The organism is Robertmurraya sp. FSL R5-0851, assembly GCF_038002965.1.
GTDB lineage: Bacteria > Bacillota > Bacilli > Bacillales > Cytobacillaceae > Robertmurraya_A > Robertmurraya_A beringensis.
The window spans coordinates 2,781,706-2,795,020 of record NZ_JBBOOE010000001.1 but is presented as its reverse complement, the minus strand read 5'-3'; the positions used below and the strand labels follow the sequence as shown (position 1 = coordinate 2,795,020).

Annotated in this window: 13 protein-coding genes and 1 pseudogene; 8 read left to right on the top strand and 6 right to left on the bottom strand. The window is 37.5% G+C overall.

Translation table 11 applies throughout. The features are described from left to right. Nucleotides 1–4: 4 nt before the first annotated feature. Complete coding sequence (locus tag MKX65_RS14330; RefSeq protein WP_340904152.1) at nt 5–526, top strand: RNA polymerase sigma factor; 522 nt, start codon at nt 5–7, stop codon at nt 524–526. 51 nt (nt 527–577) lie between these two features. On the opposite strand, the gene MKX65_RS14325 is transcribed toward MKX65_RS14330, so the two are convergent. After that, nucleotides 578–1,024, bottom strand: coding sequence for a YndM family protein (locus tag MKX65_RS14325; RefSeq protein WP_340904150.1), 447 nt, complete (start codon nt 1,022–1,024; stop codon nt 578–580). Between the two features lie 189 nt (nt 1,025–1,213). Between MKX65_RS14325 and MKX65_RS14320 the strand changes: the two genes are divergently transcribed. Continuing rightward, a complete protein-coding gene (locus MKX65_RS14320; protein ID WP_340904148.1) occupies nt 1,214–2,575 on the top strand; it encodes an aspartate kinase in 1,362 nt (453 codons plus the stop codon). 165 nt (nt 2,576–2,740) lie between these two features. Continuing rightward, nucleotides 2,741–2,803, top strand: a pseudogene (locus MKX65_RS27125) (IS200/IS605 family transposase); the annotation flags it as partial. A gap of 145 nt (nt 2,804–2,948) precedes the next feature. On the opposite strand, the gene MKX65_RS14315 reads toward MKX65_RS27125, so the two are convergent. Then, complete coding sequence (locus MKX65_RS14315) at nt 2,949–4,304, bottom strand: TrkH family potassium uptake protein (RefSeq protein WP_160547011.1); 1,356 nt, start codon at nt 4,302–4,304, stop codon at nt 2,949–2,951. Between the two features lie 231 nt (nt 4,305–4,535). On the opposite strand from MKX65_RS14315, the gene MKX65_RS14310 reads away from it, so the two are divergent. The 5 genes from MKX65_RS14310 (at nt 4,536) to MKX65_RS14290 (ending at nt 10,139) form a co-directional block, all read left to right on the top strand. Then, the gene (locus MKX65_RS14310) at nt 4,536–5,474 is read left to right on the top strand and encodes an ABC transporter ATP-binding protein (RefSeq protein WP_340904147.1); all 939 of its coding nucleotides are present in this window, start codon (nt 4,536–4,538) and stop codon (nt 5,472–5,474) included. After that, the gene (locus MKX65_RS14305) at nt 5,471–6,418 is read left to right on the top strand and encodes an ABC transporter permease subunit (RefSeq protein ID WP_340904146.1); all 948 of its coding nucleotides are present in this window, start codon (nt 5,471–5,473) and stop codon (nt 6,416–6,418) included. The genes MKX65_RS14310 and MKX65_RS14305 overlap by 4 nt, the downstream gene beginning before the upstream one ends. 90 nt (nt 6,419–6,508) lie before the next feature. Further along, complete coding sequence (locus MKX65_RS14300) at nt 6,509–7,690, top strand: alanyl-tRNA editing protein (protein WP_340904145.1); 1,182 nt, start codon at nt 6,509–6,511, stop codon at nt 7,688–7,690. 69 nt (nt 7,691–7,759) lie between these two features. Beyond that, nucleotides 7,760–8,848, top strand: a complete 1,089-nt coding sequence (locus MKX65_RS14295) for a nitric oxide synthase oxygenase (RefSeq protein ID WP_160547014.1) — start codon at nt 7,760–7,762, stop codon at nt 8,846–8,848. A gap of 100 nt (nt 8,849–8,948) precedes the next feature. Then, nucleotides 8,949–10,139, top strand: coding sequence for a methyl-accepting chemotaxis protein (locus MKX65_RS14290; RefSeq protein ID WP_340904143.1), 1,191 nt, complete (start codon nt 8,949–8,951; stop codon nt 10,137–10,139). A 4-nt stretch (nt 10,140–10,143) separates the two neighbouring features. On the opposite strand, the gene MKX65_RS14285 is transcribed toward MKX65_RS14290, so the two are convergent. The 4 genes from MKX65_RS14285 to MKX65_RS14270 are packed head-to-tail and all read right to left on the bottom strand — an operon-like array spanning nt 10,144 to nt 13,100. After that, nucleotides 10,144–10,380: a DUF5348 domain-containing protein gene (locus tag MKX65_RS14285; RefSeq protein ID WP_340902974.1), complete on the bottom strand. Its 237-nt coding sequence runs from the start codon at nt 10,378–10,380 to the stop codon at nt 10,144–10,146. Then, nucleotides 10,377–11,177, bottom strand: coding sequence for an AAA family ATPase (locus tag MKX65_RS14280; protein WP_197197386.1), 801 nt, complete (start codon nt 11,175–11,177; stop codon nt 10,377–10,379). The genes MKX65_RS14285 and MKX65_RS14280 overlap by 4 nt, the downstream gene beginning before the upstream one ends. Continuing rightward, nucleotides 11,170–12,525, bottom strand: a complete 1,356-nt coding sequence (locus MKX65_RS14275; protein WP_160549917.1) for a DDE-type integrase/transposase/recombinase — start codon at nt 12,523–12,525, stop codon at nt 11,170–11,172. The genes MKX65_RS14280 and MKX65_RS14275 overlap by 8 nt, the downstream gene beginning before the upstream one ends. Before the next feature lie 44 nt (nt 12,526–12,569). Then, complete coding sequence (locus tag MKX65_RS14270) at nt 12,570–13,100, bottom strand: DUF6431 domain-containing protein (RefSeq protein ID WP_340902976.1); 531 nt, start codon at nt 13,098–13,100, stop codon at nt 12,570–12,572. Nucleotides 13,101–13,315: the final 215 nt, after the last annotated feature.

Below are 13,315 nucleotides of genomic sequence, written 5' to 3'. Positions count from 1 at the left end.
GATCATGAATGAGCAATTATCGAAGGAAGATATGATGACGATTTGCTATAGTCATCAAAAACTTCTATTTCATATCGCCTTCGGTATCACTAGAGATTACCATTTAGCACAGGACGTAGTACAAGAAACGTATTTCAAAGCATTTCGAAAAATAGATACCGTCATTGATGATGCGAAGCTCCGCTCATGGCTATCTTCCATTGCTTCGAGAACAGCGATTGATTTTGTGAGGAAAGAAAAAAGACGAAATGAAGTACTTGAAACGGAAATTACTTACCAAGAGGTCGCATCTCATAAAAATGTAGAAGAAGAGGTGAGTTCTTTGTTATTACATAATGAAATAACAAAAGCCTTTGGTGTACTGACTGCCAATCAACAATCTGTGCTTCATCTAAAGGTAGTTGAAGGGATGAAGGAAAAAGAAATTGCTGAAACATTACATCTTAATCAAAACAATGTCAAAACCGTGTTACACAGAGCTAGGAAAAAATTATCGATGCATTTAGCAGAAAAAAACTATGCATGACATTTTTTGAACATAAAGAAGGAACGTTACTGCTCCACAGCAGTAACGTTTTTAGTTTTTCTTTCGAGGATCCGACTCTTCAGCAAATTCTGTCCCAAATGCTAGCTTCTGAGACGGTCTTAGAGGTCTTTTTTCTTCCATAGGAGTCGCTGCGCTTACTCGACCTAAAATAAATAAATGTACAAACACTTCAGAAATTCCAATCAATGTTGCTGCTATAATACTTCCCCATGCAATCTGTTCATAGCTGTGTAAAAGTATGTTTCCAAAAATCCATACAATCGCATAGACAGTGAAAAAATCGATAACAACAGCCGCTCGGTTTCCAACCCTCGGTAAGATTATTTTATCTCCTATGAAATAGGAAACTATGGTTACCAAAATGCTGAATGACAAGACTTCAGATACCCCGGCTTCAAAGAACAGGTCAAAGGCAATAGTAAATATAATCAAACAAGCAATGAACTTAAAAAGAATGATTCTAAAATTTGTGTGCATAGCTTTCACTCCTTTTTACATATTGTAAACGTAAGTTCATTTTCCATTCACCAAAGGGAAGAGAAACATGAAAAACCATATTGTCCTCTCTAAAAATACATTTGTCCATCTAATGAGGAAAAAATGCTTGATTCTTTACTCCTTTGAAGCGATAATAAATATAAATTTTATTTATCAGGGGATGTTTACATGAAGGTAGCAAAATTCGGAGGATCATCTTTAGCAAATGGAGAGCAGTTACAAAAAGTATTTCAAATCGTCATAGCTGATCCTAGTCGAAAGGTAATTGTTGTATCAGCACCAGGAAAGAGAAAATCAGATGATATCAAAGTGACAGATTTGTTGATCCATTGCGCTGAGCAAGGATTGAATGGTGAAGATACAAGTGCTACATTAGAGGAAATAATCGATCGCTACGATAGTATTGTTAAGGAACTTAATCTCTCATCAGATATTACAGAAGAGATTAGAAATACTTTACACTCTTTATTATCCGCAGATAAATCCAATCCAGACCACTATATGGAGGCTCTTAAAGCGGCTGGTGAAGACAATAATGCAAAATTAGTTGCGAAGTTCTTTCAATCAAAAGGAGTGCAGGCAAAATACATCAATCCAAAGGAAGCTGGATTGTTTGTTACTGATGAGACAGGAAATGCACAAGTATTACAGGAATCTTATGACAATCTATATAAACTACGAGAAGAAGATGGGATTTTGATCTTCCCTGGGTTTTTCGGATATACAAAGGCGGGAAATGTTGTAACTTTTTCAAGAAGTGGTTCCGATATTACAGGCTCGATCTTAGCGAATGGAATAAAAGCAGATCTGTATGAAAATTTCACGGACGTAGATGCTGTTTATTCCGTAAATCCAAATCTGGTTCAAGACCCAAAAGAAATAAAAGAACTTACTTACCGTGAAATGAGAGAACTTTCTTACGCTGGATTTTCTGTATTTCACGATGAAGCATTAATTCCAGCTTTTAGGGCAGGAATTCCAGTACAGGTAAAAAACACGAATAACCCGCTATCACCAGGGACTTTAATTGTTCATCAGCGTAGTGTTCAAAATGGTCCTGTAACAGGAATTGCAAGTGATAAAGGGTTCTGTAGTATTTATGTTGGAAAATATTTAATGAACAGAGAAATCGGTTTTGGAAGTAGATTATTAAGAATATTAGAAGAACATGGAATGTCCTACGAGCATACTCCGTCAGGAATTGATGATATTTCTGTTATTTTACGTCAGGATCAAATGGATTACGAAACAGAACAACGTATTGTAAACCTAATTCTCACTGAATTGCATGCAGATGAAGTGAAGGTTGAGCACGATTTGGCTTTAATCATGATTGTTGGTGAAGGCATGAGACAAAATGTTGGAACAACAGCAAAAGCTGCGAAGGCTCTTGCCGATGCTGGTGTGAATATTGAGATGATTAACCAAGGTTCATCTGAAGTAAGTATGATGTTTGGTGTCAAAGAAGCGGATGAAAAGCATGCTGTAAAAGCACTTTATAATGAGTTCTTTGTCGGTGTTCCGGTATAAGATACGAGAAGCATGAATATTCATGCTTCTGTTTTTTATGGAAACGAAAACCCCGGGCTAGGCCCGGGGTTCCAAAAAGCTTTCAGCGTGGTATTAAAAAAACTTCCTCATGGTGCTAAAATATTTTTGGTTCGCCAACCAAAATACCAGCACGGAGGAAGTCCCATGTCTAAAGACAATAATAGTTTAGCACACACTACCTGGAATTGTAAGTATCACATCGTCTTTGTTTATTAATAATAATTTTGTTTTAGTCAAAAATAAAGGAAATATGATAATAAAATCAAGCAAATCGAAATTAAAAAGAAAACTCCACCATTAGTATAAAAAAAACTCCTTTGCTCAAAACAGTGGAGTTTTTACTTTACTATATCTAACCAATAATAATTCGTTCTTTAGGATAATGAAACTTTTCTTTAACTGGGTTTCCACGAATGATAAATAGGAAAGAGAAGATACCTATACGGCCAATAAACATGACCAAAATTATGACTAGCTTACTTGCGACACTTAATTCGGAAGTAATCCCCATAGATAATCCAGTGGTTCCAAATGCAGAACAGACTTCAAAAAGGATTGGCATAAGACCTATCGATGGTTCTAGCACGGCAATGGTGATCACAGCTGCTGAACAAATCATTATAGCTGTTGTTATTACAATATAGGATTTAAGAATGTCTTCCTGCAGTATTTCTTTTTTAAATACTTTAATTGTATCTTTTCCCTTGGCATAGCTGAAGATACTAAGCATCATAATTGCTAATGAAGTGGTTCGTATTCCTCCCCCAACACTGCTTGGGGATGCTCCAATAAACATAAGTATACATAAAATGAGTAACGTTGGTGTAGTGAATTCATTCACGTTCATTGTTGATAGTCCACCACTACGAGACGATACGGATTGGAAGAACGCATAGAAGAAAGATTCATGCCAAGATTTCCCTGCAAAAAATGCGTTATATTCAAAAAGGATGATGAGTATGGTTCCAATCACTACTAATAGTATAAAAGTGGTTGATGTTATTTTCGTAAATAAGCTGAAACGGAAAAGGGTATCTTCTTTCCTAAATAAGAAATGCCTAACTTCAATTAATACAGGAAATCCTATAGCCCCTAACACAATTAAAATGATATTGACTAGTTGAACAAAGTAATCACCTGCATAAGGATGAAGGGATTTACCGGTAATATCAAAGCCGCCATTGGTTGTTGCACTAACACTCATAAAAAATCCGTGTAATAATGCTTCAGGCCAGTCAGGGTAGTAACGCAGTAAATAAGCACCTAAAACCAATGAACCGATAATTTCAATTAATATAATAAGGAAAAGTATCTGTCTCATAAGCTGTACAAGTCCTGATAAGGTCGATTGATTTTGGTCTGTCATGATTAATTTTCTTTCTCTGAGTCCAATTTTTTTTCCCATTACCAACCAAATGAATGTTCCCAGAGTCATAATCCCAATTCCACCAAATTGGAGGATGAAAGTTAATATAAACATACCTGTAGTACTAAACTTCTCTGCAATAGTTATTGTTGATAATCCAGTGACACTTACCGCACTTGCCGCAGTAAATAAAGCATCAACAAAAGAGAGCTCTTCACCTGGTTTTAGTGCAACAGGGATTAGTAAAAGAAGAGTAGAAATACCTACCGCAATGATATAAAACAACACAATAATTTGAACAGATGAAAGCTTTTCCATAAAGATTTTCGAACTAATTTTCATAATAAACCTCTTTAAAAATATTCTAAACATATTGTTGTTCCCATAAGTTCCAATTATACAAAAGATAATGGTAATCGGGAAGTAGTTTATTCAATTGCTCAAACAGTCATCTAGTATTATTTTAACAGAGTGAATGAGGAAACAATTGAAAATAAATAATAATTTGTAACTTTATCCAATTTTAATCGTATAGAAATAGGTGCTATATAAAAGATGGAAAGAAGGGTGAAAATGACTCAATATGCTCTAGAAGTTAACAACCTTACAAAGAAAATAGGGAAAAAACTGATTGTTGAAAACGTAACTTTCCAAATTGAAAAAGGGGAAATCTTTGGTTTACTTGGTCCAAACGGAGCTGGAAAAACAACGATCATTCGAATGATCGTTCACTTAATTAATCGTACAGAAGGAAAAGTAGTCATAAATGGACATGATCTAGATCAATCATTTAAAGATGCAATGGGTGAAATAGGGGCCATTGTAGAAAATCCAGAATTCTATAAATATATGAGTGGAATGAAAAACCTAAAGCATTATATGAGAATGGCTACTAGAGAGGTTTCAACTGAAAGGCTTGATGAGGTAATTCGCTTGGTCGGTCTTGAACAAGCGATCCACCAGAAAGTAAGAACATATTCCCTTGGAATGAGACAAAGACTCGGAGTTGCTCAGGCTTTATTACATAGTCCAAGCATCCTCATTCTTGATGAACCGACAAACGGACTTGATCCACAAGGTATAAGGGAATTTCGTGATTATTTAAGATTATTAGTGAATCAAGGGATATCTGTATTGGTCTCTTCCCACTTGCTTTCAGAAATGGAACTGATGTGTGATCGTTTTGCGATAATAGAAAAAGGCAAATTAACACATATATCCCGAATGAATGAATCTAATAATATGAGCCATCAAACAAAACAACAGGTAATGTTTGAGGTAAACAACACAGAACAAGCCTTTAATTTATTAGTAAATCAAAATTTGGGTGAAGAAAGAAAGGTAGAGAGAGGATATTTATATGCATCTATGGATCGGGAGACAGTTGCTAGGGCAAATCAGTTGTTTGTCTCCAACGACTTACAAGTGTATGAAATTTCTTATATAAAAACATCACTTGAAGATCGCTTCCTTGAGATTACAAATAAAGAAAAGAAGGAGGAATCGATGTGATCGGACTTATTCAAAATGAAATGATAAAAATCTTTGAGAAACGGGCAAGTTGGATTTATATTGCTATACTAGTAGTTGCGATGGTGATTGGTGGATTTATTTATCAAAGAGTAAATGGAGAAGTAGATGAAAACTGGCGTGAAAATTTAGAAGCACAGAATGCTCAGTATAAACAAGAAATCGAGCAAATTCCTGCCGACCAAGATCCCACATGGCTAAAAGACCAAATCAAACAAAATGAAAGATTTCTCGAAGAAAACATAAATCCAACTGCAAAAACCAATTGGCATTTTATGAACGATGTAGTTATAGGTGTAACAACACTGGTGACCTTGTTTTCTGTGATTGTTGCTAGTGCGATTGTCGCTGCTGAGTTTTCAGATGGCACCATTAAACAGCTATTAATAAGGCCGCATAAAAGATGGAAAATCTTATTGTCAAAGTATGTGGCAGTAATAATTAACGCATTGATTTTAATGGCAGCATTATTTATCTCAGGTTTCATTGTAGGAATATTATTTTTTGGGTTTGGAGATTTTCATACACCATTTTTCGAATATACCTTAGACGGGCAAAAAGAGGCCGTACTTGGTACACAGTTTCTCTTAAAAACAGTCTATTTTCTTCCTAGCTTGCTTATGATTACTACAATCTCCTTTATGCTATCCACTCTCTTTAAAAGTCAGGCTGTAGCAGTAGGCATAGGAATTTTTGTTCTATTTGTCTCATCTACATTAGGAGGGCTTATTATCATGCTAGCTGAGGAGTATACGTGGGCAAAGTTTCTTATTTTTCCTCATCTGGACTTAACTGTGTTTGCCTTCCAAGATAAGATTTTGCAAAATATTACCTTAGCTGGTTCCCTATCAATTCTTTCAGTATATTATATTGTGTTTATGATTGCGACGTTTGTTTATTTTCAAAAACGTGATGTGAGTATATAAAACAAGGAGAGAGGTAGAAATAGCTACCTCTTTTCTTTTTGTGATAAAGTAGGTGTAGCATTTCTTAACGAAAGTGAGTGTTAGAGAAAAATGACAAACAAATTATATTATGAAAATGTGTATCAATCCACTTTTGTAGCAACTGTTACGAAAAGTGAAGAAGATTATATTGTTCTAAGTGAGACTGCCTTTTATCCTACTGGTGGAGGACAGCCATGCGATACGGGAACGATTAACGGAAAAATAGTTTCGAATGTGGAAGAAGTAAATGGGGAAATTCGTCATTATATAAATGATTCCATTCCTGTTGGTTCGAAAGTAGAGGGAATTATCGATTGGGAAAGAAGATTTGATCATATGCAGCAGCATGCAGGACAGCATATACTCACAGCCGCATTTGTAGAATTATACGGTTATGAGACAACTAGTTTTCATCTTGGGTCAGAAAAAGTCACAATCGATCTCAATGTAGAGAATATCTCTTCTCAAGAGTTGGAAAAAGTCGAGCAATTAACAAATCAGATCATTCTTGAACAAAGAAAAATTGAGACAGTATGGGTTTCAAAAGAGGAAGTAAATCAATATCCTCTACGGAAAACACTTTCAGTTGAAGAAAATATTCGCTTGGTGATCATTCCTGAATTTGATTATAACGGTTGTGGAGGTACACATCCACAAAATACAGGTGAAGTTCAAGCCCTATCTATCTTGGGTACTGAGCGGCAAAAGAAAAAGACAAGAATTGAGTTTGTTTGTGGACACCGTGTTCGAAAGCAAATACATGATAAAACAACTGTTATCTCAAAGTTAACAAGTCTCTTACACGCTCCTCAAAATGAACTAGAGACTAATGCTATTCGACTTATTGATAGAAATAAAACACTTGAAAAAGAAATTAAGTCTTTACAGGATACCATTTTTCAATATGAAGCTCTGGAGTTATTAAAAGATACAATAAAAGTAGGAAACCATAGAGTCGTTCAAACTACATTTAAAGATAAGGGCCTCCAAGAACTACAAACCATTGCCCGATATGTGTTGGCTAACGATCCTGAAGTCAATGTACTTTTCGTTTCAGAAATTAATGGGAAACTACAATTTGTTTGCCAAAGAGAACAGGCCGCTATAAATATGAAATACCTTGCTCAATCAATATTACCAGTGATCAATGGAAAGGGTGGAGGAAATGAAAAAAAGGCACAAGGAGGTGGAGAGGCTAAAACGATAACTTCTGATGCTCTACTTACAATGCTTTTGCACCAATTAAAGTAAATATTTCCAGGTGAAATTTAAGAATACGATAATATTATTATGTAAACTAAAAAACGTGAGGGATTAGCTTTGAATGAAGATTTACTCCAAAAAGCAGAAGAGTTTCTCAATCTTTGCTATTTAGAACTAGAAAAAGATTCTGTTACCTTGTTAGCAAGAGTGGAAGAAGTAAAAAGTTCGATTCGTAAGACGGGAACATATGAACATACATATGAAGAACTTTCTCATGGGGCAAAGATGGCATGGAGAAATAGTAATAAATGTATAGGACGTTTGTTTTGGGAATCTTTGATTGTTAAAGATTATCGACATTTACATGAAGCAGATGAGATCATTCATGCACTTTTCGAACATATCAAATTTGCGACAAACAATGGTCATATTAGACCTACTATATCTATTTTTAAACAAGAGACAAAGGAACATTCTGTTCGGATTTGGAACCACCAGCTTGTACGATATGCTGGATATGATTCACAGCACGGATTGATTGGAGATCCTCATTCTATTCCATTTACAAAGGTGTGTGAAGAGCTTGGGTGGGAGGGGAAGCATACAAATTATGACCTTTTACCTCTAGTGGTTCAAGTAAATAATGAAAAACCAAATTGGTGTACTATTCCTCCGAGCCTCGTTCTTGAGGTCAATCTTTCACATCCGGAATATGAGTGGTTTGAAGAACTAGGATTAAAATGGTATGGTGTACCGATGATCGCTGACATGCTTCTTGAAATTGGTGGAATTCATTACACGGCTGCCCCATTTAATGGTTGGTATATGGGAACGGAAATAGGGGCTAGAAATTTAGCGGATGAAGACAGATATAATGTGTTGCCTATAGTTGCTGATTATATGAAATTGGATATGTCTAGAAATAATAGTCTTTGGAAGGATCGAGCGCTACTTGAAGTAAACCGAGCGGTGCTATATTCCTATAAAAAAGCTGGAGTTAGTATTGTTGACCATCACACCGCAGCGGCTCAGTTTAAGTTGTTTGAAGAAAAAGAGAAAGAAAAAAGACGAAAATTAACAGGCAATTGGACTTGGTTAATACCCCCTGTTTCTCCCGCATTAACCCATATTTTTCACCAACAATATGACAACAGCACTCAATTGCCAAATTATTTTTATCAAGTAGCTCCTTATGAAAAGAAATAGATTTTGTCTATTTCTTTTCGTTTTAAATAAAACGCTTCCATTACAAAAGGACTATTGTTAATATAGGTATAAAGTATATCCTATAAATGGGGGAGCAATCATGAATATCACTGTTCGAAAAAAAATTATAGGTAGTTTTGTAATTGTTTTAATTATGTTAGTAGTTGTAGCAAGTGCTGGAATTTTTCAACTTTATTCAGTAAACAATACGTATCAATCATTCTTAAAAGAAGAAGTAGGTCAAAAGTTAGAAGTGAAAAATCTTCAAGAACAAATGATTAGAAAATCAGCAGCCGTTAGGAGCTTCCTACTCACAGGAGAAGCTGATTATCTTACAGAATACAATGAGGCAGTAAAAAGCTTTGATAACTCTATGAAAAAGTTAAAAACAACCATCACTGATAAGGAGTTATTAACTACATTAACTGCTCTTGAGGAAATGTCAAAAAATGATTCGAAGTTTGCTCAAGACCAAATACAAATGAAAAAAGACAACGATGAACTAGGGTATTTAATCCTAGCAAAATCAACTGCACAAACGTTAGGCATGCAGTTTAATGCAAAAGTAAATGAACTTCTATCTATTCAGGAAAAACATTTAGAACATGCGAGTGGTTTGACTACAAAAAAAATAGATGGAATCGTTACAATAATGATTGTTATAAGTGCTGCTGCGATTCTTGTGGCATTAGCACTAGCGATGATTATTAGCCTACAGATTGCAAAACCAATTGTTCATGCATCTAAGGCCATTGAGAAGGTAGCGAGTGGGGATCTTTCTATTGATGAAATTCAAGTGAAAAATAAAGATGAAATTGGAGCCATGATACAGTCTGTGAACTTAATGGTTTCAGGACTAAGAGAAGTAGTAGTGCAAGTGAGAGATTCATCAGCTCAAGTTGCAGCGAGTAGTGAACAACTAAGTACAAGTGCGCAGGATAGTACTCAAGCAAGTGAAACAATTTCTCATATTGTTGAACAAAACTCAGAGGGTATGGATATGCAACTGCAACATTTAACCCAAATTCACTCATTAATTGAAGAGATGTCTAGCAATATAAACTTAATTACAAAAAGTAGTGAAAAAATGCTCGTCACAGCCGATAACACGTTTAATGTTACTGATCAAGGAGCATTATCTATCGAAAAAGTTGTTAACCAAATGAACCTTATCAATGATGGAGTGTTAATGACGTTCTCCAATGTCCAGAACTTGACGGTGTTGATTGTCCTAAAACTGACGGATTCACTGTCCAAAAATGAAAGGGAAGCAGTTCACATGCTTCCCTAATGATTTACAAATCAACTTGATACGTCTCATTTTTCTTAAGGTAGAACCTAACATCATTTCGACCCGTAAGGATATACCAGTCTCTGCCCAATTCCAAGCGGCAGGAAAGAGTCTTCCCACTTCCCAGATGTAGATCAAACCATTCACCACATCTCATCTTATAACCAGAATTGTCTCCCCAAAACACGACCCAACAATCCAACTCTTCATTGTAATTCATTTCTTTCCAGCGACTTTTCATGAAAGCTCACCCTGTATGACTTGCTTGATCATATGGTCGTCAATGATCCTTCGGCCATTTTGTGAGCCATAGAGTAGACTATGTGTGCAGAGTTTATTTATCAGCCTTGCGGCACCACCAGAAAACCGATGGATTTCGTCGAGCGCCCCGTCAGAGAAAATTGGTTGATCAACTCCAGCATAACGAAGATGCCTAGAAACATATTCCTCAACCTGGGCACGATCGAGATGTCCTAACTGGAATTGGATATCGATTCTTTGGCGTATCGCTGCGTAGGATTGGAGTCGAAGACGATCCCACAATTCACTTTGACCGACGAGAATGAGTGCCATCGGACTTTGCGAATCCATTTTGAAGTTCAGTAAGAAACGAACCTCTTCAAGCATTTCCCGGTCCAGAAGATGGGCTTCGTCCACTACCACCACAGGTTGTAGCCCTCGTATGCCTTTCATTAATTCAATCTCACGATGAAGCTGCCGTTTTGCATCTCCTCGATAAAACTTCGCTTCGGAGCCTAACTGTTCCAAAAGACCTTTGTAAAAATGACGAGGTGTTAATTTAGAGTCGGACAGGTAAAGGATATGGAATTTCCCTTTATCCAATTTGTCCACAAACTTACGGATGGTCGTGGTCTTTCCAGTACCACTATCCCCACTCAAAACGGCAAAAAGCTGTCTTTCAGCTGTGTACTTCAGCCTTCCAAGGATTTCTTGCATCATGGAGGAATCATACAATTGATCAGTCGGAAGATCTCTGGCGAAAGGGGTGTTATCCATTTCATAGAAGGCTTCAAACACGAGAATCATCCTCCTTCCAAACGGCACGGAAGGTCACGGCAGGTTTCTGTTCAGTTTGACGTTTTTGGTTCTTTCGTTCAGCTGCCTTTAATAGTCTTGAAGATTCTACATCCTGCACCTGTAGGTGCTCAGGTAATGCAGGACGCTTCCCAGCTCTTTCCCCTATGACAAGCTTTTTGGCCTTCCAAGGAGTATGATCCTCGAACTCAATGGTCAGCTCCTTGATATTCGCAGGGTCATAAACAACCTCAACCTGTCGTCCAATGAATGCCAGGCCCACCTCATATTTTTGATCCATGAAGCTGATACATCCTGATTTATCGACTTTTCTCGTTTCACAATGGAGAAATGCATTACTCAACGTATCCGGATCGATGAACCGAATCGCTTTCTTATCTGAACGAAATGCCGTTTCCGGGCTAATTTTCTCCCCAAGTGCAGAATGAGGCTTATTCTGATAACACTCTGTCAGCCACACTTGGAAAAGCTCATTCAGACGATCAAGTGTATTGGGTTTTTCGATGACAGCCTCACTGATGAATGAATCTATGATTCTATTGAAGCGTTCAATTTTCCCTTTTGATTCAGCTGAGTACGGCCGTGTGTAAGTAAGGCGGGTGCCTATTTTTGAGCAGGTACGCGACATCCATTTGGTTCGATATTGCTTTCCATTATCAAAATAGACAGCCTCTGGAACACCATACTTCTGGATGGCCTGACGGAAGGAATCCTCAATGATCCTTGAATCCAATGTAGGGTAGAAAGCTGCATGAAGCACAAACCTGGTTGCGTCGTCGATAAAGGCGACAAGATACACTTGTTTCTTCATTCCATTGGGACCAATCGGCAGGTAAGGGCCATACTTGATATCTGATTGCCATAGTTGGTTGCGATGTCGCTTCTGAAATCTCCTGGCAGCTACTCCTGTCTGGGAATAAAGTCGCATATGCCGTGTGCTGTAACCTTTTTCAGTGAGCTTTTCCTGGAGCGTTGACCTTTTGATCTGTCCTGGCTCAGCCAACCCTTCCCACTCGAGTATCTGTATGATTTGTGCTACGCTCCGGCTTGGCACTTCCTTACGCAGAAGGATTGCCTGTTCCAATAAATGAGGAGGGATAGCTTCAGACTTACGAGCACCTTTTCTTCCTTGTGGCTTTAGTCCCCCAAACCCATCTTCCTGAAATTGAGCCAAATATCGCCTGATGGTTCTTTCTGAAAGACCGCTGGCCTTCACTATTTGGTCTCTTAATTCCTTTACCTTCCCAGCGTCAAGCCCCTCTGCCAATAAAGGGGATATCAGCTGAAAACGCTGCACTGCCAATTCCTCTGATTTCTTATGTTCCCTCATGATACACTCTCCTCTCTGTGTCTATCACGAGTGTAAATCAGGTGTTATTGGACAATGAATGCAGAACGGGTGTGTATCCATAAATTAATATTTACGATGGGCCGGACAATTCTTGTTAGCCATCCATTGGCATCTCCTGCCAAGCGTCCTATCCTTTGAAGTGCGGTCCCTGAACATTTGGACGTGACATCCAGGGGGATATTTCCTTGGTTGGTTCTGATCATGATGGAATTCAAACAGCCTATCCAATAATCCACAAATTGATGAAACCAGCCGTACCATCTCGAAAGAGTGGAATCATCGGCGGGAACAATGTGGGTGGACGGGTTCGTAAGAACGTCTTCGATACATTCAGCCTCATAGCGTTTATAAGGAATCAATAAATCTGGAAGTTCATGATGAATGGTCTGACAATTGGTGCACTGCAATCTTCGGATGTTATATGTCTTACTCTGACCTGTATGATCCTTGGCTTTTCGATTCTTTGTACCTCTAACCAACATGTCTTTCCCGCAGCATGGGGAAGGAATCCTCCCCGCACCCCTAACTAAAAACTCCAGTAAGTATGTTTTCAATCAGCTGATAATCTGATACAATAATCATATACTTTTTTTGTGGGACGTCTCCTGTATAACTGTTGGCGCAGTTATACATTATGGGGGACGTCTTTTCCTTTCCCCAAAATAAATGTCGAAATGTTTCGAATTATATACGGACATTATAATCGACTAATTCTGGACAGGCAATACCGTCAACTTTAGGAAATTTAAAGATGTCAAAAACAATGGAG